The sequence below is a fragment of the Nitratidesulfovibrio sp. 1201_IL3209 genome (assembly GCF_036763125.1).
In the GTDB taxonomy this organism is placed as follows: Bacteria; Desulfobacterota; Desulfovibrionia; order Desulfovibrionales; family Desulfovibrionaceae; genus Cupidesulfovibrio.
Map to the genome: position 1 here is coordinate 60,498 of NZ_JBAIYT010000018.1, position 23,500 is coordinate 83,997.

Annotated in this window: 18 protein-coding genes, 1 tRNA gene, 1 pseudogene and 1 riboswitch; of the genes and pseudogenes, 6 read left to right on the forward strand and 14 right to left on the reverse strand. The window is 67.9% G+C overall.

Annotated elements, in window-relative coordinates; all coding sequences use genetic code 11:
* Positions 1-320: 320 nt before the first annotated feature.
* Positions 321-1,592, reverse strand: coding sequence for an HD domain-containing protein (locus V6B97_RS10100; RefSeq protein ID WP_333506383.1), 1,272 nt, complete (start codon positions 1,590-1,592; stop codon positions 321-323).
* Positions 1,593-2,114: 522 nt separating this feature from the next.
* Here V6B97_RS10100 and rplM point away from each other — a divergent pair.
* The 5 genes from rplM to V6B97_RS10125 all read left to right on the forward strand — a co-directional run bounded on the left by rplM (position 2,115) and on the right by V6B97_RS10125 (position 5,198).
* A complete protein-coding gene (gene rplM, locus V6B97_RS10105; RefSeq protein WP_333506384.1) occupies positions 2,115-2,549 on the forward strand; it encodes a 50S ribosomal protein L13 in 435 nt (144 codons plus the stop codon).
* 22 nt (positions 2,550-2,571) lie between these two features.
* Positions 2,572-2,964 carry a 30S ribosomal protein S9 gene (gene rpsI, locus V6B97_RS10110; RefSeq protein ID WP_007522928.1) on the forward strand — a complete coding sequence of 131 codons (393 nt, stop codon included), beginning with the start codon at positions 2,572-2,574 and terminating at the stop codon, positions 2,962-2,964.
* A gap of 270 nt (positions 2,965-3,234) precedes the next feature.
* On the forward strand, positions 3,235-3,792 hold the full coding sequence (thrB, locus tag V6B97_RS10115) for a homoserine kinase (RefSeq protein WP_333506385.1): 558 nt from the start codon (positions 3,235-3,237) through the stop codon (positions 3,790-3,792).
* A complete protein-coding gene (locus V6B97_RS10120) occupies positions 3,792-4,502 on the forward strand; it encodes a hypothetical protein (protein WP_333506386.1) in 711 nt (236 codons plus the stop codon). Before thrB ends, V6B97_RS10120 begins: the two co-directional genes overlap by 1 nt.
* A gap of 120 nt (positions 4,503-4,622) precedes the next feature.
* Positions 4,623-5,198, forward strand: coding sequence for a hypothetical protein (locus V6B97_RS10125; RefSeq protein ID WP_333506387.1), 576 nt, complete (start codon positions 4,623-4,625; stop codon positions 5,196-5,198).
* Between the two features lie 260 nt (positions 5,199-5,458).
* On the opposite strand, the gene V6B97_RS10130 is transcribed toward V6B97_RS10125, so the two are convergent.
* From V6B97_RS10130 to V6B97_RS10185, 12 genes and pseudogenes are all read right to left on the reverse strand, one after another.
* A complete protein-coding gene (locus V6B97_RS10130; RefSeq protein WP_333506388.1) occupies positions 5,459-5,860 on the reverse strand; it encodes a MucR family transcriptional regulator in 402 nt (133 codons plus the stop codon).
* A 563-nt stretch (positions 5,861-6,423) separates the two neighbouring features.
* A complete protein-coding gene (locus V6B97_RS10135) occupies positions 6,424-7,605 on the reverse strand; it encodes a phosphoglycerate kinase (protein ID WP_333506389.1) in 1,182 nt (393 codons plus the stop codon).
* 136 nt (positions 7,606-7,741) lie between these two features.
* A complete protein-coding gene (gene tkt / locus V6B97_RS10140) occupies positions 7,742-9,736 on the reverse strand; it encodes a transketolase (RefSeq protein ID WP_333506390.1) in 1,995 nt (664 codons plus the stop codon).
* A 297-nt stretch (positions 9,737-10,033) separates the two neighbouring features.
* Complete coding sequence (rpe, locus tag V6B97_RS10145; RefSeq protein ID WP_333506391.1) at positions 10,034-10,693, reverse strand: ribulose-phosphate 3-epimerase; 660 nt, start codon at positions 10,691-10,693, stop codon at positions 10,034-10,036.
* A 625-nt stretch (positions 10,694-11,318) separates the two neighbouring features.
* Positions 11,319-11,540, reverse strand: a pseudogene (locus V6B97_RS10150) (MerR family transcriptional regulator); the annotation flags it as partial.
* 78 nt (positions 11,541-11,618) lie between these two features.
* On the reverse strand, positions 11,619-14,036 hold the full coding sequence (gene pheT, locus V6B97_RS10155; protein ID WP_333506392.1) for a phenylalanine--tRNA ligase subunit beta: 2,418 nt from the start codon (positions 14,034-14,036) through the stop codon (positions 11,619-11,621).
* 292 nt (positions 14,037-14,328) lie between these two features.
* Positions 14,329-15,366, reverse strand: coding sequence for a phenylalanine--tRNA ligase subunit alpha (pheS, locus tag V6B97_RS10160; protein ID WP_333506393.1), 1,038 nt, complete (start codon positions 15,364-15,366; stop codon positions 14,329-14,331).
* 21 nt (positions 15,367-15,387) lie between these two features.
* Positions 15,388-15,741: a 50S ribosomal protein L20 gene (rplT, locus tag V6B97_RS10165; RefSeq protein WP_007522954.1), complete on the reverse strand. Its 354-nt coding sequence runs from the start codon at positions 15,739-15,741 to the stop codon at positions 15,388-15,390.
* A 273-nt stretch (positions 15,742-16,014) separates the two neighbouring features.
* Positions 16,015-16,212, reverse strand: a complete 198-nt coding sequence (rpmI, locus tag V6B97_RS10170; protein WP_012612126.1) for a 50S ribosomal protein L35 — start codon at positions 16,210-16,212, stop codon at positions 16,015-16,017.
* A 215-nt stretch (positions 16,213-16,427) separates the two neighbouring features.
* Complete coding sequence (infC, locus tag V6B97_RS10175) at positions 16,428-16,958, reverse strand: translation initiation factor IF-3 (RefSeq protein ID WP_333506394.1); 531 nt, start codon at positions 16,956-16,958, stop codon at positions 16,428-16,430.
* Between the two features lie 7 nt (positions 16,959-16,965).
* The gene (gene thrS, locus V6B97_RS10180) at positions 16,966-18,900 is read right to left on the reverse strand and encodes a threonine--tRNA ligase (RefSeq protein ID WP_333506395.1); all 1,935 of its coding nucleotides are present in this window, start codon (positions 18,898-18,900) and stop codon (positions 16,966-16,968) included.
* Positions 18,901-18,989: 89 nt separating this feature from the next.
* Positions 18,990-19,064 (reverse strand) — tRNA-Val (locus tag V6B97_RS10185).
* Between the two features lie 385 nt (positions 19,065-19,449).
* Positions 19,450-19,598: riboswitch (cyclic di-AMP (ydaO/yuaA leader) on the forward strand.
* 307 nt (positions 19,599-19,905) lie between these two features.
* Here V6B97_RS10185 and kup point away from each other — a divergent pair.
* A complete protein-coding gene (gene kup, locus V6B97_RS10190) occupies positions 19,906-21,945 on the forward strand; it encodes a potassium uptake protein (protein WP_333506399.1) in 2,040 nt (679 codons plus the stop codon).
* A 338-nt stretch (positions 21,946-22,283) separates the two neighbouring features.
* Here kup and V6B97_RS10195 read toward each other — a convergent pair whose 3' ends face one another.
* Entirely contained in the window at positions 22,284-23,426 is a 1,143-nt protein-coding gene (locus tag V6B97_RS10195; RefSeq protein WP_333506396.1) for a double-cubane-cluster-containing anaerobic reductase, read from the reverse strand.
* Positions 23,427-23,500 lie beyond the last annotated feature (74 nt).

Consider the following 23,500-nt stretch of genomic DNA (forward strand, 5'->3'; position numbering starts at 1 on the left):
CGGACTCGCGCCGGGATCGGGCATGGCGTTACCGATAGCAAAATCCGCCCCGCTTGTCTTCTCTTTCACAAGCCCTGCGGGCGGATGCGGAGCGGGAACGTCACCACACTCCGCACATCCGGCGCGGCTTCATGCCGCATGTTCGAAGGAAGCCGTGGCTAAGCCAACGCTACAGGCGAGGCCCGTGCAGGTGGGGATTTTGTTCTCTGCCAAGGAAGAACGCCGTTTCATGGAGGGAGTGTACTTTTGTGGTACTCGACCGGGATGAAACGGCGTTCTGACGCCGGCAGAGGGCAAAAGCCCCCATGCACGGGCCTCGCCTAATCGAAGTCGGCGAAAAGCGCCCCCACATGCAACGGCCCCAGCGTCACCCGGCGGTACTCGCCGCGCAGCCGCGCGATGGCCTCCTGCAGGTGGCTGGAGGTCACCCCGTTGCGCACCGAGGTGTGCGCCTCGATGAACGCGGCCAGGGTGTCGCAGGCCTTGACCAGGCGGCCGTCCTTGGGGTCCAGTTCGTCGATGTTGCAGGTGTTCTGCAACTCGTCGAAGGTGACCTTGCGGACCACGGACGTCGTACCGTCGGGAACGCCGCCGGGGCCGGGCTCGCGCACCGTTTCGTCGAACTCCGAACCGGTGGCCAGCCCCAGGAAATAGCCCAGGCGGCTGGCCACGTCGCCGTAGCCCGCCTTGTCCAGCAGCGAGAACACCCGCTCCTGCATCTCCTGCTCTTCGTACTGGCGGATGAGTTCGGGAAGCTGCTTCACCGAACGCTTCACCGGCGAGATGATGTCGCGGGTCAGCACTTCGGGCAGATCGTGGAACAGGCCGCAGAAGAAGTTGTTCAGCCGGCGGGCCGGGCAGGCGCCCACGGCGATGCTGAAGAAATAGGCGTAGCAGGCCACGATGAACATGTGGCCGATGACCGAGGTTTCGGGAATGCGCGGGGTCTGCGACCAGCGCTTCTGGAAGCGCAACTGGCCGCACAGGTTGGCGAAACGCCCCAGCGCGTTGCTGGAACCGCCGATGAGTTCGGGCACCCCGGCCAGGTCGGCCATGGCGGTCAGGCGCCTCTGGAACGAGCCGTCGATTTCCGGCATCTCGTCGTCGAACCCGTTCAGCGGCTTGATGAGGTTGAATTCCCAGCCGCTGGCGTAGAGGTGCGCGGCGGTCAGGATGCGGTCGGCCAAGGTGTCCTTTTCGCGGCGGCGGATGTACGTCAGCAGGCGCTGCCAGAAATCCTCGTCCAGCGGACGCACGATGTGCTCCAACTCGTCCGCCACCCACTCGGTGAGTTCGCGGTAGTGGGCCTCGTTCTCCTTGATGCGGTAGAACACCGGCGGCTTCACGTCGGTGATGACCAGGCGGTAGAAGTAGTCGAACAGCCCGCCTTCCACCACTTCGGCGCCAAGGCGCAGCCGTTCCTCGGCGGGCAGGTTGCGGGTGTTCAGTTGCAGCAGCAGCCACGCGACGATCATCTTGTGGGCCTGCTTGTCCACCTCCATCAGTTCCACGGGCCGCAGCTTGTCGTTCCACCGCTTCATGTACGCACCGGAAAAGACGAACTGGAGCAAGCTCTTGCGAATGCTGGGCATGGGTCCTCCCGCGGGGGTTCAAGAAAAGCTCTTGGCAATGTATGCGGTCGTGGTGTAAAGCTCAAGAGTTTGAAGCGATACGCTTCGGGTTCACGCCACGGAAGCCCGCCGGATGGTCCAAGCCAACCGTCCGGCAGTGTCCTTCCGGCGCCTGCCCGGTGCCGCCCCGCCCGCCGCTTTCGGCGTATCCGCGGGGCCAGCCGTCCGCTCCCCAGGCCAGCCGCCCCGTTAGGCGCGCCAGTGGGAACCGAAGTGCGGACGGCCGCCAGGCGAACCCCGCGTCACCGCGACATGCGCCAGGGGCCGCCATCATCGACGCCTGTCCGTCAGGTCGATGGGCAGCCCGGCCCCGTGCAGTCTGTCCAGTCCGGTTCCGTCCGGTACGGCAAGCATCGCACGCATGACGCCAGCCTTTGGGCGGGCGTCGTCCGTCGCGCGTTTCCACGCCCTTTTTCTGTTGACACGGGGCGGGGAACCCAATACAAAGACCGTTCTTTCGAGCTCGCACAGGAGTACGCTCTGATGAAAACGTTCAGCCCCACGCCCGAGAACATCAACCGCGAATGGTTCGTGGTCGATGCCTCCGACCTGGTTCTCGGCCGCCTTGCCACCCAGATCACGCATCGCCTGCGTGGCAAGCACAAGCCCGAGTTCGCCCCGCACATGGACAACGGCGACTTCATCGTCGTGGTCAACTGCGAAAAGATCAAGGTCACCGGCAACAAGCTTGCCGACAAGAAATACTACCGTCACTCCGGGTACGTCGGCGGCCTTCGCGAGATCACCCTCGAGAAGATGCTCGCCTCCCATCCGGAACGCGTGCTGATGAACGCCGTGCGGGGCATGCTGCCCAAGAACCGGCTCGGCCGCGCCATGCTGAAGAAGCTCAAGGTCTACGCTGGCCCCGAGCATCCGCATGCCGCCCAGAACCCGCAGACGCTGGTCATCAAGTACTAACCCGATCGAGCCGGAGAGAATCATGGCCAACGAATTCAACTACGGCACCGGTCGCCGCAAGACCGCCACGGCCCGTACCCGTCTGTACGCCGGTTCCGGCCAGATCGTGGTGAACGGTCGTCCGTTCGAAGACTACTTCCCGCGCAAGTCGCTGCAAATGATCATCCGCCAGCCCCTGGTGCTGACCAAGAACGTCGAACGCTTCGACATCAAGGTCAATGTCTGCGGCGGCGGCGTGACCGGCCAGGCCGAAGCGGTGCGCCACGGCATTTCCCGCGCCCTGCTCGAAGTCGAGCCGGAACTGCGCGGCGCCCTGAAGCGCGCCGGGTTCCTGACCCGCGACGCCCGCAAGAAGGAACGCAAGAAGTACGGCCAGCGCGCCGCCCGCGCCCGGTACCAGTACTCCAAGCGTTAATCGCTTCCGTACGATGCCTTTCAGGCAGGTCCGCTTCGGCGGGCCTGCCTGTTTGCGTTTGGGGCGGGTTCCCGCGTCTCCCCGCGCACCCGGCGCCGACGCATCAGGTTGACACCGCACGCCGCCGCCGACTACACAGGCACACGCGCCGGGCCTGCGCCGCAAGGGGGTGGTCCCGTATCCCCGCCCGGAGGTCACGGCGTCCCGGCACGCACATCCGTCCATCCCAGCGCACAGGACTTCCCCACAGGACTTCCCACAGGACTTTCCATGACCGCTCCTTCCGCCCCTCTCCCGCTTGACCCCGTACGCATCGCACCCGACGGGTGCGTCAGCATCATCGGCATGGCAGGCGCCGGCAAGACCACCGTGGGCCGCGAACTGGCCCTTCAACTGGGCTGGGCCCACGTGGACACCGACAACCTCATCGAGGCCACCTACGGCGTCCGGTTGCAGGCCGTGGCCGATTCCATGAGCAAGGAACGCTTCCTGGACGTGGAGGCGGGCGTCATCCGCCGCATCGGCGCGCGGCGTACCGTGCTCTCCACCGGGGGCAGCGTGGTCTACCGCCACGAAGCCATGGTCCACCTTGCCGCGCTGGGGCCGCTGATCTACCTTGAGGTCTCCCTGCCGCTGATCCTCGCACGCATCGCCATGAACCCGGAACGGGGACTGGCCATCGCGCCGGGGCAGACCATCGAGGACCTGTACAACGAGCGCATCGCCCTGTACCGGCGCTACGCCAGCTTTACCCTGGCCGCCGACGACCTGGCGCCCGGCGCGTGCGCCGAGCGCATCGTGGCCTGGCTGGCGGGCGGGGAGGCCTGATGTCCGTCCGCAAGTCCGGCCGCAAGCCCGTCCCCCCCGCGTCATCTCGCATAACTGCTGCCCTGAACGCGGCTGTCCCCCCCCAACCGGGCCAACCGACATCGAAGGGTGGCCGGAAAGGCCCCGGCGTCTTCGCCCGCCTGTCGGAACTGTACGCCGACATGGAGCGGACCTACGCGGAAACTGCCCGCGCCGCCGGGCTGACCTGCGCGGGCTGCGAGGACAACTGCTGCCGCACCCACTTCAAGCACCACACCCACGTGGAATGGGCCTACCTGTGGAAGGGCATGCTGGCCCTGCCGGAGGCGCGCCGCGCCGAATACGTGCGCCGCGCCCGCGAGGTGGTGGCCCAGTGCGCAGCCGCACAGTCCGCCGGGGTGGTGCCGCGCGTGATGTGCCCGGTCAACGACGACGGGTTGTGCGGCCTGTACGCCCACCGGCTGATGATCTGCCGCATGCACGGCACCCGCAACGTCCTGCTGCGACCCGGCGGGCAGCGCCAGGTATTTCGCGGCTGCCACCGCTTCTGCGGCCTGACCGACGGCCAGCCCGACGAGGCGGTGCCCACGCTGGACCGCACCCCCTTCTACCGGCGGCTGGCGGAACTGGAGTTGGAACACTGTGCGGGCAAGGGCACGGGCCAGCGCGCCGCCCCCCGCGTATCCTTGACGCTGGCGGAAATGCTGGTCTATGGTCCGCCCAAGCCGTAAGGCCCGTTGAACGCACCGTTTCGCGCTGGAAACGCTTCGGCAGCGCGGCAGGACCCACCACCCCGCCACGCGCACCTTCTTGCAGCGCACAGCGCGCGTCCCGCAACCGCCGGAGATGTCATGCCCGTGTCCTTCTTTTCGTCGCGCAGTATTCCGCCCCGTTCCTCCGGCCGTTCCGGCCGCCCGTCCCGGCAGGCGGCCGCATTGGCGGCCGTGCTGGTCGCGGGCCTGTGCCTGGCGCTGCTGGCGGGCTGCGCCAGGCAGACCGTGGGACACCTTGCCCGTGCGCAATTGCAGAGCGACACCCCGCAAACCGTCTCCATGCAGTACCTGCGCTTCACCTACCGCGTGGTGCCCCTGCGCGAATCAGTGGGCGTTCGCGGCCAGGCCAGTCCCGTGCCGGGCGCCCTGCCCGCCTGGGCCAGGTGGTACGAACAACTCACGGTGATGGTCTACCTCAGCGACGCCTCGGGCCGGGTGCTGGACGCCGCGGAATACGACTACCTGCCCCGCGCCGTGGGCGACGAGGGGGCCATCCCCTTCGAGACGCGCTTCTACCTCGACCCCGAGGACAAGGGCCCGCTCTATGTCAGCTTCGGCTACCGCATGGTGGCCACGGAGCGCGAACCCCGGCCCGACGGTTCCGACGACGGGGGCCGCTCGCTCATCGTGGGCGAAGGCGCCCTGGACAACTGAGCGCCACGCCTCCCGGTCCCGGCGTGACGACGTGACGACGCATGGAACCGCTCCTTCCGGGTGGTTCTTCGTTTCCGGCCGCGCGAGGCCACGGGGGTTGCCCCCTGCGCGACGCCACGGCATCGCCCCATCCCGGAACGGCGAAAGGCCGCCCTGCCAACGCAGGACGGCCTTTTTCCGTCGCGAATTCTCGGCGGCGCCGCCGCAACATGCGGCCCTCCCGAGGCTGTCCGGCACGCGGCCGGAGCCCCCCGCCTAGGCTAGGAAGCAACGTGCTTGCGCCGTTTCTCCCAGAGCTTCATGTCCTTCATCTTCTTGCGGCGTTCGCGCTGCAACGCCTTGCACACCAGCGGGGTGCTCTTCTTGAGGCCCCACTTCTCGCGATAGGCGACGGCATCGAGGCCATGCGAGGCAAGGTGCTTGCGGGTGAGGATCTTGAACGACTTGCCGCATTCAAGGCAGGTGATGGACTTTTCCTTCACGGCCTTGCGGGGGTCGCCGCAGGTTTCGCACGCCTCTTCCGGCTCGGTCTCGCCGAGGCTGATGGCACGAATGCCATTGGCCAGCGTCTGCACCATGGAGGTGATCTCGTCCTCCGTCATGGTCCGCACGCCGGCCTGCGCCTTCACGATTTCCAATGCTTCCTTCAAAAAGTCATCCATACTGGACCTCCGCGGGAATTGAACGACGGGGCCGAAGCGACGACGCCGAAACACCGGCACCGGTCACGGCACATCGCCGCTCTTACATCCGCCACTACAGCAAGTCAACAGCAGCGTAGCAAAAAAACGGAAGCGGAAACGCAAAACGGACGCAGCGCCACGCACCCTTGCTGCACGCCACGACGAAAACCTGCGTCAGTGGCCGCTTCCATCCGGTCCTGCCCCCGGCGGCACGCGCAGCGCACGCACGTTGCGCGGCACGATGCGGCAACGTACCGGCGGCACCCGTGGCGCCGATGCAATGCAACGGCCCGGGCCTTTTCTCCCCCCTGCCCTTCCCGTCCATTCGACGTATCCGCCCGCGCCCGAGAGGTGCGGAGCGTTGGCGGAACATCCACGCCGCGCCCCATGCAGTGCCCCGGCGTGAAACGCCAACGGCGCGCTCCCGTTGCTGATGGCATTGGCCACCGGACCAACGGAAACGCGCCGCGTGAAACACATGGCGCGGGCCGCCGCACCCACGGGATTGCCCGCAGTGCGCCGGCGCTTCGCCCTACCCTATGCTAGCCCTTGCCGGAACGTTCCTCGAGCACGGCCACGGCGGGCAGGGTCTTGCCTTCCAGGAATTCCAGGAAGGCCCCGCCCCCGGTGGACATGTACGAGATGCGGTCCACCACGCCGTACTTCTCGATGGCGGCCACGGTGTCGCCGCCGCCCGCCAGGGAGAAAGCCGGGCTGTCGGCCACGGCCATGCACACGGCCTTGGTGCCCTGGCCGAACTGCTCCACCTCGAAGGCGCCCACCGGGCCGTTCCAGACGATGGTGCCCGCCTGCATCAGGATGTCGCGGTACAACGCGGCGGTTTCGGGGCCGATGTCCAGGATCATCTCGTCCGGCTTCACGTCCGTGACCTTGCGTACCGTGGCCGGGGCGGAGTCCGCGAATTCCGGCCCCACCACCACGTCCACCGGCACGGGAATCTCGCCCCCGGCGGCCCTGGCGGCGGCCATCAGGCGGGCGGCCTCGTCCACCAGGTCCGGCTCGTACAGCGAACGGCCCACCTCGTACCCGGCGGCCTTGATGAAGTTGTTGGCGATGCCGCCGCCCACGATGAGCCGGTCCACCTTCCTGGACAGCGTGTCCAGCAGGGTGAGCTTGGTGGACACCTTGGAACCGCCGATGATGCCCACCATGGGCTTGGCCGGGGCATCCAGGGCGCGGGACAGGGCGTCCAGTTCGGCCGCCAGCAGGGGACCGGCGCAGGCCACCTTGGCGAAGCGCACGGCGGCGTGGGTGGAGGCCTGGGCACGGTGCGCCGCGCCGAAGGCGTCCATGACGAAGATGTCGCACAGGGCGGCCAGCTTGCGGCCCAGGGCCTCGTCGTCCTTCTTTTCGCCCTTCAGGAAGCGCACGTTCTCACACAGCACGCACTGCCCCTCGGCAACCTCGATACCGTCGATGTAGTCGCGCACCAGCGGCACGTCGCGCCCCAGGGCCTTGGAAAGATGCTCGGCCACCGGGGCCAGCGAGAAGGCGGGGTCGAACTCGCCCTCCGTGGGACGGCCCAGGTGCGACACCAGCAGCACGCGGGCGCCCGCCTTCAGGGCCATTTCGATGGAGGGCAGCGCGGCGCGGATGCGCTTGTCGCTGGTCACCTTGCCATCCTTGAGGGGCACGTTGAGGTCTTCGCGCAGCAGGACGCGCTTACCCTTCAGATCAAGGTCGGTCATCTTGAGTACGGCCATGGATATACCTCTACTGCTCGATTGGCTTGATTTGGTTGGCAAAAGAAAAGGCGCGAACGTGGCTTTGGCATCCTACCACGTTCGCGCCCGGTGTCCAGACCAGGGGGCGGGGGCCGCCTCCCGTACGGTGGGGTTCCTAGATCAGGGATTCCACCGCCTCGATGACCTTCTCGGTCGTAATCCCGAAGTATTCGAACAAGACCTTGCCGGGGGCCGACTCGCCGAAGCCGGTCATGCCCACGGCCTTGCCGTCCAGGCCCAGGTACTTCCACCAGCCGTCCACGGCGGCGGCCTCCACGGCCACGCGCGCCCGCACGGCGGAAGGCAACACCGATTCCCGGTAGGCGGCGTCCTGCCTGTCGAAGGTGGTAGACGACGGCATGGACACCACGCGTACCCTGCGGCCCTTGGCGGCCAGCGCATCGGCGGCGGCCAGGGCCAGTTGCACTTCCGAGCCGGTGGCCATGACGATGGCTTCCGGCGTGCCCGCGCAGTCGCGCAGCACGTAGCCGCCGCGCGCGATGTTGGCGCGCTGCTCGTCGGTGCGCTCCACGAAGGGCACGTCCTGCCGGGTCAGCGAGACGCAGGTGGGGCCGGTGGCGCATTCCACGGCGGCCTGCCACGCGGCCAGGGTTTCCACGGTGTCGCAGGGGCGCCACACCTGCGCGTTGGGGATCAGGCGCAGCCCGGCCAGCTGTTCCACCGGCTGATGGGTGGGGCCGTCCTCGCCCACGCCGATGGAATCGTGCGTGAGCACCCAGACCACCCGCGCGCCCATGAGCGCGGACAGGCGGATGGCGTTCCTGGCGTAGTCCGAGAAGATCAGGAAGGTGCCCGCGTAGGGGATGAACCCGCCATGCAGGGCAAGGCCGTTCATGATGGCGCCCATGGCGAACTCGCGCACGCCGTAGGAGATGTAGTTGCCGGACCAGTCGCCCGGGGTGACCAGCTTGGACCCCTTGTGCCAGGTGCCCACCGAGCCGGTGAGGTCGGCCGAGCCGCCCACCATTTCCGGCAGCAGCGGGGCCACGGCGTTGAGGGCGTTGCGCGAGGCGATGCGCGTGGCCAGCGTTTCCCTGGCCGCATCAGTGGCGGCCAGGGCAGCGGCCACGCCCGCCTGCCAGTCGGCGGGCAGGTCGCCGGCCATGCGGCGTTCGAATTCGGCGGCCAGTTCGGGATGGGCGGCACGGTAGCGGGCGAACAGGTCGTTCCAGGCCGCTTCGGCGGCGTTGCCGCGCGGGCGGGCGTCCCAACCGGCGTAGATGTCGGCGGGCACCTCGAAGGGCGGGTACGGCCAGTTCATGGCCTCGCGCGCGGCGGCGATTTCGGCGGCGCCCAGGGGCGAGCCGTGGCAGTTGTGGCTGCCCGCCTTGGTGGGCGCGCCCTGGCCGATGCGGGTCTTGCAGCAGATCAGGCTGGGCTTGCCGGGCACGGCGCGGGCGGCCTTCACCGCCGCGGCCACGGCCTCGCCGTCGTGGCCGTCCACGTCGCGCACCACGTGCCAGCCGTAAGCCTCGAAGCGGGCCGGGGTGTCGTCCGCGAACCACCCGGCGATGTCGCCGTCGATGGAGATGCCGTTGTCGTCATAGAAGGCGGTCAGCTTGCCGAGGCCCAGGGTGCCCGCCAGCGAGCACGCCTCGTGCGAGATGCCTTCCATCATGCAGCCGTCGCCCAGGAAGACGTACGTGGAATGATCCACCACCTCGAAGCCGGGGCGGTTGAACTGTTGGGCCATGAGCTGTTCGGCCATGGCCATGCCCACGGCGGTGGCGATGCCCTGCCCCAGCGGACCGGTGGTGGTCTCCACGCCGGGGGTGATGGGGTACTCGGGGTGGCCGGGGGTCTTGGAATGCAGCTGTCGGAAGTTGCGGATGTCGTCCATGCTCACGTCGTAGCCGGAAAGATGCAGCAGCGCATAGATGAGCATGGAGCCGTGCCCGTTGGAAAGCACGAAGCGGTCGCGGTCGGCCCATTTGGGGTTGGCGGGGTTGTGCTTCAGGCAGTCGTTCCAGAGCACTTCGGCGATGTCCGCCATGCCCATGGGCGCACCGGGGTGCCCGGACTTGGCCTTTTCCACGGCGTCCATGCTGAGCACGCGGATGGCGTTGGCGAGTTCCTTGCGAGACGGCATTGCAACCTCCAGCGGGGTTCGATGCGGCGGCGGGCGGGCGCCCGGCGCCGTTGGCGATGCAGCGGTACGGCGCGGCGCGCCGGAATGACAGGCGACGGATGACAAGCGCGGCGCGCCCATCGGAACGATCATCCACGCGGCGGGATGCGCCGCAGACACGAGAGGTGGGCACTGCCCTGCGGCGGCGCCCACACCCGACTAGTCCGTTCCGCGCCTTCTGGCAACGGGAAAATGAATGGGACGGATGCACGTTGGGCGTTCCCGGCCACGGGAATTCCCGGCCCGCCCCGGTTGCGCTTACAATACGGAATTCGCCGCGGCCTCGAACGCCTTCAGACGTTCGGCGTAGGGCGGAAACTTGAAGAAGGCCGAGCCGGAGACCAGCACGTCGACCCCGCTACGCACCAGTTGCGCCGTGTTGGACGGGTCCACCCCGCCATCCACCTGGATGAGCGTGGACAGGCCGCGCGCGTTGATCATGGCGCGCAGGTCGGCGATCTTGCGGTAGCTGGCGGGCAGGAACGACTGGCCGCCGAAGCCGGGGTTCACGGTCATGACCAGCACCATGTCCGTGTCGTCCAGCACGTAGTCCAGCACGGAAAGCGGGGTGTGCGGGTTCAGCGCCACGCCCGACTTGACGCCCAGGCGGCGGATTTCGGCCAGGGCGCGCTGCACGTGGGGGGTGGCCTCGGCGTGGACCACCAGCATGTCCGCCCCGGCGTCCACGAATTCGTGCAGGTAGCGCTCCGGGCGTTCCACCATCAGGTGCACGTCGAAGAACAGGCGGCTCTGTTTCCGCAGATGGGCGATGACCGGCTGGCCGTAGGTGATGTTGGGCACGAAGGTGCCGTCCATGACGTCCCAGTGCACCCAGGACAGCCCGGCGGCCTCCAGGGCGGCCAGTTCGTCGGCCAGGCGGCCGAAGTCGGAGGACAGCAGCGAAGGGGAAAGGATCATGCGGTGCTCGTGGCGCGGATGCGCGGTTGCGGGAAACCACCGTTGCGTACGGTTGCGCGGCGCGCGGCCGGGAACGGCGGAAACGGGTTGACGGGCGGCGCTGCCGGGCCTCGCCAGCCGGAAAAGAGGGGAACGGTCAGTCCGCGCCGGCCAGCAGGCGGCGCATGGCCTCCAGTTCCGCGATGATCGCGCGCACCGTTCCGGGCGCCGCGCCGCCGGGGAATACACCACCGGACGATGCGCCACCGGACAATGTGACGGACGCGCCGGAACCCGGCGCGGTCTCGGCCGATTGCGGGTCCACATGTCCGTTCCGGTCGCCTGCGGGAACAGGGTCGCCGTCCTCGGGCAGCAGCAGGCCGTGCAGGTACTGGTCCCACGCCTGCACCCGCGAGGCGGATGCGGACAGGATGCGGCCCTGCACGCCGCCATCGGCCGGGGCGTCGGCATCGAGACCGGCGGCAAAATCGGCGGCGGCATCGGCGTCGGCGGGAGCATCGTCGTCGCCCGGCAGGCCGGACAGGGCCGCGTCGTCGGGGTCGTCCTCGCCGAAGCCGGTCAGCCCGCCCGTGGCCGCCACGTCCGCCCTGCCGGGTGAACCGGGTACGGGTGCGGCCCCGCGCTCGGCCAGCATGCGGCGTGCGCCCTCGATGGTCAGGCCGCGTTCGTGCAGCAGGAACCGGATACGCCGCAGCAGGGCCAGGTCCGCCTCGGTGTAGAGACGTTGCCCCTTCTCGGTACGCAGCGGAACCAGTTGGGGAAACTCCGTTTCCCAGAACCTGAGGACATAGGTCTTCAGGTTCAGCAGCGACGCCGCCTCGCCTATCCGGTATGTCCGCTCCGCCATGCCGTCTCCCGGTTTGTTCGCGCTACTCCCGCCCGCGGGCGGGCACGCGGCGCTCCCCGCCCGGCTCCTGTCCGGTCCCTAGAGCCGTACGGGAAGCGCCTGCTGGAGCGAACTTGCCACTTTCTCGCGTTCCTTGTCCACTTCGGCGTCCTTCAGGGTGCGCCCGGCGTGGCGGAAGGTCATGCGGAAGGTCAGGTTGCGCTCCTCGCGGTCTTCGGGGGCGAACACGTCGATGAGTTCGATGGCTTCCAGCAGCGGCAGCTTCATGGTGCGCACGTGGTCCAGCACCGCCCCTGCCTGCAACGAGGCGGGCGCCATGACCGTGATGTCGCGGCGCACCGGGGGGTACACCGGCAACGCGGCGAAGCGCACCGCCACCGCGTCGTGCAACCGGCGCGCGGCGTCCAGGTCGATGTCGGCCAGCCACACGTCCTTGCGGGCGTGGTAGGCGTCGGCGAGGTCGGGCTTCACCCGGCCCATGACGCCCAGCACCCTGCCCTGCACCGTCACGGTGACGCACGGGGCCAGGAAGGGATGCGGCGCGTCGGCCATCTCGCAGCGCGGCTGCCCCAGATGCAGGAAGGCCGCGAAGTGTTCCACCACGCCCTTCAGGTCCTGGTAGTCGGCGTCGGCTTCCGGGTTGGGCCAGGCGCTGTCGTGGCGCGCGCCGTACATCAGGATGCCCAGGCGGCCGCGTTCGCGGGCGGTGGTTTCCGAAGCGGCGTCCGCCGTGAAGATGCGCGCCAGTTCGAACAGCCGCAGGCCCGCGTTGCCCTGCGCGATGTTGTGGCGCAGGTTGTTCAAAAGGCCGGGGGCCAGCGCCGTGCGCAGCACGTTCTGGTCCTCGGACAGCGGGTTCATGATCGGGATGCGGCCTTCGGCGGGCAGCCCCAGGTGGTCCAGGTCCTTCTGGCCCACGAAGCTGTAGTTGACGGCCTCGTTGAGGCCGAGGCCACGGCCCCAGCCCTTGATGCGCGTCCAGAAATCATACTCGGACACGGGCGCGCCCGCCTGGTCCAGGGGACGCATGACCTTGGGCAGCACGGGCGGGATGGCGTCCAGCCCGTACACGCGGCCCACTTCCTCGATCAGGTCGGCCTCGCGCTCGAAGTCCAGGCGGTGGCTGGGGGCGGAAACCTTCCAGTCGCCGCCGCCGGACCCTTGGGTACGGTCCACCACGCAGCCGAGGCTGGTCAGGGTGTCGGCGCAGAACCCGTCGCCGATGGCGTCCTCCCCAAGGCCCAGCAGCATCCGGGCGCGAGCCGGGCGGAAGCGCAACTCGGGGCTGGCCCACGGGCGCGGTTCCGCGCTGCACATGCCGGGGCGCAGCCGCGCGCCGGAAAGTTCGGCCATCATCTGGGCGGCGCGGTGCATGGCGTACACCGCCCCGGCCTGGTCCACGCCGCGCTCGAAGCGGTACGAGGCCTCGCTGGAAAGGCCCAGCCTGCGGCCCGTGCGGCGCACGGTGCCGGGGCGGAACACGGCGCTTTCCAGCAGCACGCGGGTGGTGGCGTCGGAAACCTCGGAGTTGGCGCCGCCCATGACGCCCGCCAGGGCCACGGGCTTCACCCCGTCGCGGATCAGCAGGTCGCCGGGCACCAGCGCGCGGTCCTGGCCGTCCAGGGTCACGATGCGCTCGCCCGCCACCGCCGGGGAGACCACGATGCGCCCGCCTTCCAGCAGGTCCAGGTCGAAGGCGTGCATGGGCTGGCCCAGTTCCATCATCACGTAGTTGGTGGCGTCCACGATGTTGGAGATGGGACGCACGCCGATGGCCGCGAGCCGGTGCCGGACGCGCGCCGGGCTCTTGCCCACGCGGATGTTTTCGAGGATGCGCCCGTGGTAGGCTTGGCACAGCGCGGGGTCGGCGATCTCGATGGCCACCTCGCCGGAGCAGTCCGGGCCGTCCTCCACCAGGTTCAGCCGGGGTAGGGTCAGCGGCAGGCCGAAGCCCAGCGCCACCTCGCGTGCAAGGCCCAGCACCGAGAGGCAGTCGGCGCGGTTGGGCGTGATGGAGATGTCGCACACCTCCATGTCCAGTTGCAGTTCGTCCACCAGCAGCCTGCCCACCGTGAAGTGCTCGGGCAGGACCATGATGCCGCCGTGGTCGTCGCTGAGGCCCAGTTCGCGCTCGGAGCAGATCATGCCGTGCGAGGGCTGGCCGCGCAGCTTGGCTTTCTTGATGACCATGCCGTCGGGCATGGTGGCGCCCACCAGGGCCACCGGCACCTTCTGCCCGGCCGCCACGTTGGGCGCGCCGCACACGATGTCCAGCAGTTCGCCCTGGCCCGCGTCCACCTTGCACACCGACAGCTTGTCGGCCTCGGGGTGCTTGGCGCGTTCCACCACGTGGCCCACCACGATGGTGCGGATGGCGTCGAACGGGCGGCGGATTTCCTCCAGTTCAAGGCCAAGCATGGTCAGACGGTCGCCGAGTTGTTCGGCGGTGCCTTCGAAGGGAACGAATTCGCGCAGCCAGGCAAGGGACAGCAGCATGGGGCTACTCCATGAGAAAGTTTGCGAAGGGGCAGGCGTCGCCAGGCGTTTTTTACGCCTCCGGCGGGCAGGGGACCTTGTCCCCTGCACCCCTTCCGGGCGGGGCAGGACTACCCCGCAGAAGCATTCGAAAAACGGTGGTCATGACAGCAGCAACCCCGGATGAGGGATTTCGTTCGCTGGCAAGGAGGGCAAGCTTTGGCCGAGGCGAGCGTACTTTTCCCGTACGTGACCGAGGCACAAGGCGCGCCCGACGCCGCCAGCGGGCGAAAGACCCATCCGGGGCCAGTGGCTACGTAAACTGCGACAGGAACCGCACATCATTCTCGAAGAACATGCGCAGATCGCCGATGCCGTACTTGAGCATGGCCACGCGCTCCACGCCGAGGCCGAAGGCGAAGCCGGTGTACACTTCCGGGTCATAGCCCACGGCGGTGAACACGGCGGGATCCACCATGCCGCAGCCCAGGATTTCGACCCAGCCGGTGGTCTTGCAGACCCGGCAGGGTTCGCTGCCCACGTGCCCCTTGCCCCCGCAGATACAGCACGAGATGTCCACCTCTGCGCTGGGCTCGGTGAAGGGGAAGAAGCTGGGGCGGAAGCGGACCCTGGTATCGCCGCCGAACACGGTGCGCAGGAACGAGGTGAGCGTGCCCCGCAGGTCGGCCATGCTCACGCCCTGGTCCACCATCAGACCTTCGATCTGGTGGAACATGGGGGTGTGCGTGATGTCCGAGTCGCGGCGATAGACCTTGCCGGGGGCGATGATGGCCACCGGGGGCTTGCGCGCCAGCATGGTGCGCACCTGCAACGGCGAGGTGTGGGTGCGCATCAGGATGGACTCGGTGACGTACAGGGTGTCCTGCATGTCGCGCGCCGGGTGTTCGGCGGGCATGTTCAGCGCTTCGAAGTTGTAGTGGTCCATCTCCACTTCCGGCCCGGTCACGATGTCGTAGCCGAGGCCCCGGAACACGGAGCAGATTTCCTCCATGACCAGGGTGTCCGGGTGGAGCGAGCCGCGCCACGGCGCGCGGCCGGGCAGGGTCGGGTCGAAGCGCGAGAGCGCGGCGGCCTCGCTGGCGGCTTCGAGAGCGGCCTTGCGGCCCTCGAAGCGCTCGGTGAGGGCCATCTTGACGCCGTTGGCGGCCTGCCCCAGGCGGGGCCGGTCCTCGGGCGAAAGTTCGGGCAGGCGGCCCATAATCTGCGCAAGACGCCCCTTGCGGCCAAGGAAGGCGACGCGCAGTTCCTCAAGCTCGGTCAATGACGAAGCCTGGTCCAGGCCTCTTTCGAGTTCCGGGACCAGGCTTTCCAGTTCCTTGAGAAGGTCCATGCGTAGAGACCCCGTGGGGGGTTAGTTGAGTTTCGAGGCGGCGAGTTGCGCCAGCTTCGCGAAATCTTCCTTCTCGCGCACGGCAAGGTCGGCAAGCACCTTGCGGTTCAGGGAGATGCCGGCAAGGGTGAGGCCGTGCATGAACTTGCTGTACGACAGGCCGTGCATGCGGGCGCCGGCGTTGATGCGCAGGATCCACAGCTTGCGGAATTCGCGCTTCTTCACCTTGCGGTCGCGGAACGCGTACATCCACGAACGTTCCACGGCCTCGCGGGCGGTGCGGTACAGCTTGCTGCGGCCGCCACGGAAACCCTTGGCCGCATCCAGATACTTCTTGTGACGCCTGTGGGAGGCGAGACCTCTCTTCACGCGCATGGAATACCTCCATCGTGATCTTGACTCCGCGAGGCGAGAGACCGGGCCAGCGGAGCGGATAATGTATGAGTGCGGGAGATGCGCTCTCGTTACGCCGAGAGCACGCCCTGCCGGGGCACGAGCCCCGGCGAAGGCGATTCAAAAAAGGTAATTTTGTTCTCTGGCAAGGAAGGCGAGTTCCGGGCGGAGGGAGTATATTCTGGTATATTCGACCTTCGCACGGGACGAGCCTGACGCAGCCAGAGGGCAAAAGTACTTTTTTGAACGCCTTCGCTAGGCGTAGGGCATCATCCTCCGCACAGCCTTCTCATTGGTGCTGTCCACGGTGGCGGACTGGCCGAGGCGCATGCGGCGCTTGGCGTTCTTCTTCGTGAGGATGTGGCGCAGGTTCTGCTTGCGGCGCTTGAACTTGCCGCTGCCGGTCACGGAGAAGCGCTTGGCGGCGGAACGCCGGGTCTTGATCTTGGGCATTGGATACTCCTTGCCGTTCTCTGCTCGCGCCGAAACCGCCGGAGCGGCGACGGACGCATGACGAAGCCCCCCGCAAGGCGGAGGACCCGGTTTGCCTTCTCAAGGACTGGATCGTCGAAAATTCCCGGTCGGTTGCCGCGGCGCAAGCGACCGCACCCCCGGCGAGAGGGGGCATAATGCGATAAAAACGCGCCGGAAGCAAGGGCCGAAGCGGCCTATTTCTTCGGCAGCGGAGCGAGCATCATGAACAGGGTGCGGCCTTCGGCGCGGGCTTCCTGGTCCACCTTGGCGATGTCCTTGGTGTCCTCGACGATGCGGTCGAGAATGGACTGACCGCGATCCTTGTGGACGATTTCGCGCCCGCGGAAGAACACGGTGACCTTGCAGCGGTCGCCTTCCTCGATGAAGCGGCGGATGTGCCTGACCTTGGTGTCGTAGTCGTGGTCATCCGTCTTGGGCCGGACCTTGATTTCCTTTATCTGGATCACGGTCTGGTTCTTCTTCGCCTCGGCCTTCTTCTTCTGCTGCTCGTACTTGAAGCGCCCGTAGTCCATCACGCGGCACACGGGCGGGTCGGCCGTGGCGGCCACCTCGACGAGGTCGAGACCCTGCTCCTTGGCAAGCGCGATGGCGTCGTTGCGCGACAGGATGCCGAGCTGTTCGCCGTCCGCCCCGATGACCCGCACCTCGCGGGCCCGGACCTGTTCATTGCGCCGCACGCTGTCCTGCGGGATATCGCGGCGCATCCTGTTGTTAGGAGAAGCTATAGCTCATTCCTCCACGTTTGAAGGGTTCCTGGCAGTCCGCCCTGATCATATCCGCCACTTCGGCAAGGGTCTTGAGGCCAAGGTTCTCGCCGGTGCGCAGGCGCACGTTGACGCCCCCGGCCTCCACTTCCTTGTCCCCCACCACGAGGATGTAGGGGATCTTTTCCAACTGGGCTTCGCGGACCTTGTAGCCCAGCTTTTCGTTGCGCGTATCGGCCTCCACGCGAAGGCCGGCGGCCATAAGCTGATCGCGCGCGCCCAGCGCGAAGTCGTTCTGGGCGTCGGTGACGGTCAGCAGGCGCGCCTGAACCGGGACGATCCACGTGGGGAAGGCCCCGGCAAAGTGCTCGGTGAGCACGCCGATGAAGCGTTCGAGCGAACCCAGGATGGCCCTGTGGACCATAACCGGGCGATGACGCTCGCCATCCTGCCCGATGTACACCAAGTCGAATCTGTCAGGCAAGGTGAAATCGACCTGGATGGTGGACAGTTGCCACTCACGGCCGATGGCGTCGGTGACCTTCACGTCGATCTTTGGGCCGTAGAAGGCGCCGTCGCCCTCGTTGATGGTGTACGACAGGCCCGCCGTGGCCACCGCGCCGATGAGCGCGTTGGTGGCGCGGTCCCAGTCCTCGTCCGAGCCGATGGACTTTTCCGGCCGGGTGGAGATGACGATGCGGTAGTCGAACCCGAACAGGCCCATCAGGTCGCGCACCAGCGCGATGACGCCGATGATCTCCGCCTCCAGCTGGTCGGGACGGCACAGGATGTGCGCGTCGTCCTGGGTGAACTGGCGCACGCGCAGAAGGCCGTGCAGCACGCCCGACTTCTCGTGGCGGTGCACCACGCCCAGCTCGAACATGCGGCGCGGCAGGTCGCGGTAGCTGCGCAGGTGGCTCTTGTAGATGAGCATGTGCGAGACGCAGTTCATGGGCTTCACGCCATAGGCGTTGTCGTCGATGACGGTGAAGTACATGTTCTCGCGGTAGTTGTCGTAGTGGCCCGACTTTTCCCACACCTCGCGGCGCAGCAGCTGCGGCCCCTGCACCAGTTCGTACCCGCGCTTCAGGTGTTCCTTGCGCAGGAAGTCCTCGAGGATGGTGCGCAGCAGCATGCCCTTGGGATGCCAGTAGACCATGCCGGGGGCGACATCCTCGTGGAAGGCGAACAGGTCCAGTTGCTGGCCCAACTTGCGGTGGTCGCGGCGCTTGGCCTCTTCCAACTGGTGCAGGTGGTCCTTGAGGGCCTTGGGGTCGGCGAAGGCGGTGCCGTACACCCGCGAGAGCATGCGGTTCTTCTCGTCGCCGCGCCAGTAGGCCCCGGCCACGGACAACAGCTTGAACGCCTTGACGAAGCTGGTGTCCGGAATGTGCGGGCCGCGACACAGGTCCACGAACTGGCCGCTGCGGTACACGGACACCGTGTCCGCCGGAATGTCGCGCACGATCTCGACCTTGTAGGTCTCGCCCATGCCCTCGAACAGGGCGATGGCCTCGTCCCTGGACATTTCGGTGCGGGTGAAGGGGTGCGCGGCGGCCACGATCTTCTGCATCTCGGCCTCGATGGCTTCGAGGTCGTCCACGGAGAAGGGGCGCTCGTAGTCGAAATCGTAGTAGAACCCGCTGTCGATGGCGGGACCGATGGTCACCTTGACGCCGGGGAACAGCTTCTGCACCGCTTCCGCCATGATGTGCGCGGCGGAGTGGCGGATGAGCTCGAGCCCTTCCGGCGAATCGGCGAAGACCGGCTCGATGGTGGTGGTGTCGGCGGGCACGGTGGCGGTGAGGTCGAGCGGGGCGCCGTTGCAGCGGCAGGCCACGACATTCTTGAATTTCTTCCCGCTCAGGGCGCCCTTGAGGGCGTCACGGCAGGAGACGCCGGACTGCACGTCGAACACCTGTCCTTCGATGGTCACGTTCACGCCGAATCTCCTCGGTGAGTTTGTTGTTGCCGCCGCGCGCACCATAACAAGAAAGGGAGGCTGGAACCTCCCTCTCTGGGCTTTCGGTGTGGTAGGCACGAGCAGATTTGAACTGCTGACCCCTTCCGTGTCAAGGAAGTGCTCTCCCCCTGAGCTACGCGCCTACACCTGCGAGGCAGGAGGGGTATCTACATGGGCACGCCGCCACCGTCAAGCGGTTTCTTCGGCGAGGCCCGAAAAAACGGTAAAAACGCCCGCCGGGGTCTCCCCCTCGCGCGGCGCCCCGTGCCCGGCAGGCGGGGCCGGATCATGCCGCGTCACGCGCGTGCGCGTTCCATATATGTCCGGATATATCCGGATATATCCGGACCGGGCAGCAGGCAATGGCGTGTTCCGCCCCGTCCCGGCCTGTCCATTACTCCCGCCGCCCTCCCCGGCCCGGCCCGCCCCTCCGTCCCCGGCGGCGGACCTGCGGCGGTACGCCCGCGACGCCCTGCGGCACATGGCGTTCGCTCCCCATTGACAGCATGCCCGGACAGGCGTAGCCCCTCCTCGAAATCGCCGAGTTCCGCCCTGGGGGCGGAAGCGGGGGACCCAACAGCCGGTCACCCGGCACGGGGCGCATCGCCGCAAGGCGTAGGGCAATCTCTTCGGCCCGAGCCCGTCAGCTAACCTCGCAGGCGTCGAAGGGAGAGCACCCCTCCGAGCACCTTCCGTGCATCCGTCCGTTGCGCCGCAGCGGGCGGCCGCCGCCGGACCACGGGCCTCGGGGTGGGGGAAGCTTTCCCCACCCTTTTCGGAGGCCCAATGTCCACCGGTCCCGTTCCGTTGGGCGAAGCCGCGTCCGGCAGCATGCCGGACGGCGACGCGCGACCCGCCGCGCGCGCCACGGCCGCGCCCGTTTCCCACGCCACCCAAGGGCAGACCGCCCCGCAAGCCTCCGCCACCGGGGGCGCATCGCCCGTGCCTTTGGCCGGGCCCGCGCCCGTTGCCGGTCACGACCACATGTCCACGCACGCATCCATTTCCGCGACTTCTCCCACGTCTGCCCCATCTGGCCCCGCCGCACCATCCGGCCCGGCCGCTCCGCCCACGCCCTTCGTCGAGCCCGGCGCCACGCTGCCCACCCACGCCGCCAACCGCCTGCTGCCCATGGCCCTGGCCGCGCTGGGCGTGGTGTACGGCGACATCGGCACCAGCCCGCTGTACGCCATCAAGGAATGCTTCCACGGCCTGCACGCCCTGCCCCCGACGCCCACCAACATCCTGGGGGTGCTCTCGCTGGTGTTCTGGGCGCTGACCGTGGTGGTCACCATCAAGTACGTGCTGTTCATCATGCGCGCCGACAACGACGGCGAGGGCGGAACCTTCGCCCTGCTGGCCCTCTTGCGGGACGGCTCGTCCAGACAGGCCCATGCCGGGCGGGAGGATGGCGAAACGCCCCCTCCTTCCCCCGCGCCTTCGCTTTTCCGGCGCATGCTGCCGCTGTTCGCCATTTTCGGGGCCGCGCTGCTGTATGGCGATGCGGTGATCACCCCAGCCATTTCCGTGCTCTCGGCCGTGGAGGGCCTGGAAGTGGCCACCGAGGCCGCCGGTCCCTTCGTGCTGCCCATCACCATCGGGGTGCTGGTGGGGCTGTTCATGGCCCAGCGGCACGGAACGCAACGCATCGGCAGGGTGTTCGGCCCGGTGATGCTGCTGTGGTTCGTTTCCATCGCCGCGCTGGGCATCATGGCCGCGCTGCGCAACCCGCTGGTGTTCGCGGCCGCCAGCCCCACCTATGCCGTACGGTTCTTCATGGAAAACCACCTGCACGGCATGGTGGTGCTGGGGTCCGTGGTGCTGTGCATCACCGGGGGCGAAGCGCTGTACGCCGACATGGGGCACTTCGGCGCGCGGCCCATCCGGCTTTCGTGGATGGCCGTGGTCTTTCCCGCGCTGATGCTCAACTATTTCGGACAGGGGGCCATGCTGCTGGCCGACCCGGGCCTGGCCTTCAACCCCTTCTACGCCCTGGTCCCGCGCCCCCTGCTGTATCCCATGGTGACGCTGTCCACGGTGGCCGCGGTCATCGCGTCGCAGGCCATGATCTCCGGCGTGTACTCGCTGACGCAGCAGGGCATCCAGTTGGGCTTCATACCGCGCATGCGCATCATCCACACCTCGGAGGAAACGCGCGGGCAGATCTACCTGCCCACCGTGAACTGGATGCTGATGATCGCCTGCCTGGGGCTGGTGCTGGCCTTCCGGGAGTCCAGCCGGCTGGCCGGGGCCTACGGCATCGCCGTCACCGCCACCATGACCATGACCTCGCTGCTCTACTACGCCGTGGCGCGCCAGCGCTGGAACTGGCGGGCCTGGCAGGCCGTGCCGCTGGTGGCGCTGTTCCTGGCCTTCGACGGGGCGTTCCTGTCCGCCAACCTGCTCAAGATCATGGACGGCGGCTGGTTCACTCTGCTGCTGGCCCTGTGCGTCATGACCCTGATGCTCACCTGGCGCGACGGCCGGGCCGCCCTTTCCGTCCGCTTTGCCGCCGCCTCGGTCCCCTTCGGCACCTTTCTCGAGGGGGTGCGCCGCACCAAGCCGCTGCGCGTGCCGGGCACGGCGGTATTCATGTCCGTGAACCCCACGGGCACCCCGCTGCCCCTGCTGCACCACTACAAGCACAACCACACCCTGCATGAAACCGTGATGCTGCTGACCATCGTGGCCGAGCCCATGCCCTTCGTGCCCCGGCCCGACAGGCTGGTGGTGCACAAGCTGGGCGAAGGGTTCCACCGCATGGTGGCCCGCTACGGCTTCATGCAGACCCCGCGCGTGCCCGAACTGGTGCAACTGGCCGCCGCGCGCGGCCTGCCCATGCGCATGGAAACCACCACCTTCTTCGTGGGCCGCGAAACCCTGCTCACCAGCGGCACCTCGAACATGGCGGGCTGGCGCAAGGGGCTGTTCGCCTTCATGTCGCGCAACGCCTGGAACGCCACCACCTTCTTCGGCATCCCGCCGGGGCGGGTCATCGAGATCGGCGCGCAGGTGGAACTGTAACACCGCGCCGCACGGCGCGGCCCAGCGAAGCACGACGAATCTTGGGGTGCGGCGGTCCGCAACGCCACACCCCCGCCGGGACGGGCATGCCGCGTGCACGACGCCCTCCGCCGGAGGCATGCCGCTCCTCGCCTCCGTCGGGTGTCCGTCCCGGCCCCATCACCGCCCCCGCCGGGCTCGCGCAACGGTCACCAGACCCGCGCGAGTCCGGCGGGGGCGACATCGTCGGCGGCACGGCCACGCGAAAGGGGCCACCCCTGCGGACGGCCCCCTTGCATGCATCGCCGCGCACCGGGCACGGGCCACCGCCCGCGCCGATGCCGTTCGCTTTTCTGTTCCTACCCGCCCACCATCTCCAGGAACGCCTCGATGCGCACCTTGAGCTGTTCCGCGTCGGCCTCGGAGTAGTCCGTCTCGATGTGCAGGCTGGGCAGGTCGAACCTGTCGCGCAGGAAGTTGCGCACCTTGTACGCCTCCACGTTGTAGGTGTGGCAGGCCTGCCAGGTCAGGTCCACCACGCCGTGCGGCCTGAAGTCGGCCACCAGCTTTTCCAGCAGGTCGAAGCGGCCCTGGTTGGGCACCATGACCGAGCACGGCGTGGCCAGGTACCGGCGGGCCAGCGCGGTGAGCGGGTCGCCCGTCTCGTCCACCAGGTCGGCCTTCTTGTAGCCGGTACAGTTCTCCATGCACACCACCTGGCCGCCGCACTCCTCGATGAGCCGCACCACCTTGTGCGAGCCCATGCCCACGGGCACGCCGGTGAGCAGGATGCGCGGGCCGCCCTTGCCCTGGGGCAGGGTTCCGGCCTTTGCCGCCGCCTGCACCTCGTCCACCACGCCTTCCGCCAGTTCGATGACGGTCTCGCGGTCGGCAAAGAACCCCAGCTTGAAGAGCATTTCCAGCATCTGCATGCCGGTCACCGGGGCCGGGTCCATCTGCGGCAGGTCCATCAGCGCCTTCAGCGCGCGGCGCTCGCGGTTGGCCAGCCTGATGGCGTCGGTGAGGTTCTCCTGCGTGATGGCCACCCCGAAGTCGCTTTCCACCCGCTTCACCAGCCCTTCCAGTTGTCCGTGCCAGAAGGGCAGCGCCTCCTCGCCCGGGGTGGACGGCAGGTGCAGGAGGTGCACGGGCTTCATCTCGCCCAGCAGTTCGAACATCTTCTTCTTGCCGTCGCAGGTGGTGTCAGCCACCACCAGGTCCGCCGCCGACAGGTACGGGCACGAGCCCTCCATGGCGAACCCGAAGCTGCTCTTGATGAGCGGACACAGGTTGCGCGGCAGCACCTGCTCAGCCGTGGCAATGGGGTCGTTGCGCGTGCCGCACAGCACCACCGGCACCGCACCCGCCGCCAGGGCGACCTCAGCCGGGGAATACAGACAGTACAACCCCACCACCTTGCGCCCCGCCGCCTTGACCTCGCTGATGGCCAGGGCATTGCGTTCCGCCGCCGTCTTCAGCCGTTCGATGCTCTCCCACGTCATGTGCCTGCTCCTTAATGAGTTACGGGATGAAGAGAGACCGGGGAGGGGACCTTTTGGAAAAGGTCTCCCTCCCC

What these genes read in the sequence shown, in the direction of transcription:
- thrB (WP_333506385.1), top strand. Translation starts at nt 3,235, where the DNA reads ATGACCGCTCCTTCCGCCCCTCTCCCGCTTGACCCCGTACGCATCGCA.
- V6B97_RS10125 (WP_333506387.1), top strand. Translation starts at nt 4,623, where the DNA reads ATGCCCGTGTCCTTCTTTTCGTCGCGCAGTATTCCGCCCCGTTCCTCC.
- V6B97_RS10100 (WP_333506383.1), bottom strand. Translation starts at nt 1,592, where the DNA reads ATGCCCAGCATTCGCAAGAGCTTGCTCCAGTTCGTCTTTTCCGGTGCG.
- rpsI (WP_007522928.1), top strand. Translation starts at nt 2,572, where the DNA reads ATGGCCAACGAATTCAACTACGGCACCGGTCGCCGCAAGACCGCCACG.
- pheT (WP_333506392.1), bottom strand. Translation starts at nt 14,036, where the DNA reads ATGCTGCTGTCCCTTGCCTGGCTGCGCGAATTCGTTCCCTTCGAAGGC.
- V6B97_RS10130 (WP_333506388.1), bottom strand. Translation starts at nt 5,860, where the DNA reads ATGGATGACTTTTTGAAGGAAGCATTGGAAATCGTGAAGGCGCAGGCC.
- V6B97_RS10120 (WP_333506386.1), top strand. Translation starts at nt 3,792, where the DNA reads ATGTCCGTCCGCAAGTCCGGCCGCAAGCCCGTCCCCCCCGCGTCATCT.
- infC (WP_333506394.1), bottom strand. Translation starts at nt 16,958, where the DNA reads ATGCGCCGCGATATCCCGCAGGACAGCGTGCGGCGCAATGAACAGGTC.
- V6B97_RS10195 (WP_333506396.1), bottom strand. Translation starts at nt 23,426, where the DNA reads ATGACGTGGGAGAGCATCGAACGGCTGAAGACGGCGGCGGAACGCAAT.
- tkt (WP_333506390.1), bottom strand. Translation starts at nt 9,736, where the DNA reads ATGCCGTCTCGCAAGGAACTCGCCAACGCCATCCGCGTGCTCAGCATG.
- rpmI (WP_012612126.1), bottom strand. Translation starts at nt 16,212, where the DNA reads ATGCCCAAGATCAAGACCCGGCGTTCCGCCGCCAAGCGCTTCTCCGTG.
- V6B97_RS10135 (WP_333506389.1), bottom strand. Translation starts at nt 7,605, where the DNA reads ATGGCCGTACTCAAGATGACCGACCTTGATCTGAAGGGTAAGCGCGTC.
- kup (WP_333506399.1), top strand. Translation starts at nt 19,906, where the DNA reads ATGTCCACGCACGCATCCATTTCCGCGACTTCTCCCACGTCTGCCCCA.
- rplT (WP_007522954.1), bottom strand. Translation starts at nt 15,741, where the DNA reads ATGCGCGTGAAGAGAGGTCTCGCCTCCCACAGGCGTCACAAGAAGTAT.
- pheS (WP_333506393.1), bottom strand. Translation starts at nt 15,366, where the DNA reads ATGGACCTTCTCAAGGAACTGGAAAGCCTGGTCCCGGAACTCGAAAGA.
- rplM (WP_333506384.1), top strand. Translation starts at nt 2,115, where the DNA reads ATGAAAACGTTCAGCCCCACGCCCGAGAACATCAACCGCGAATGGTTC.
- rpe (WP_333506391.1), bottom strand. Translation starts at nt 10,693, where the DNA reads ATGATCCTTTCCCCTTCGCTGCTGTCCTCCGACTTCGGCCGCCTGGCC.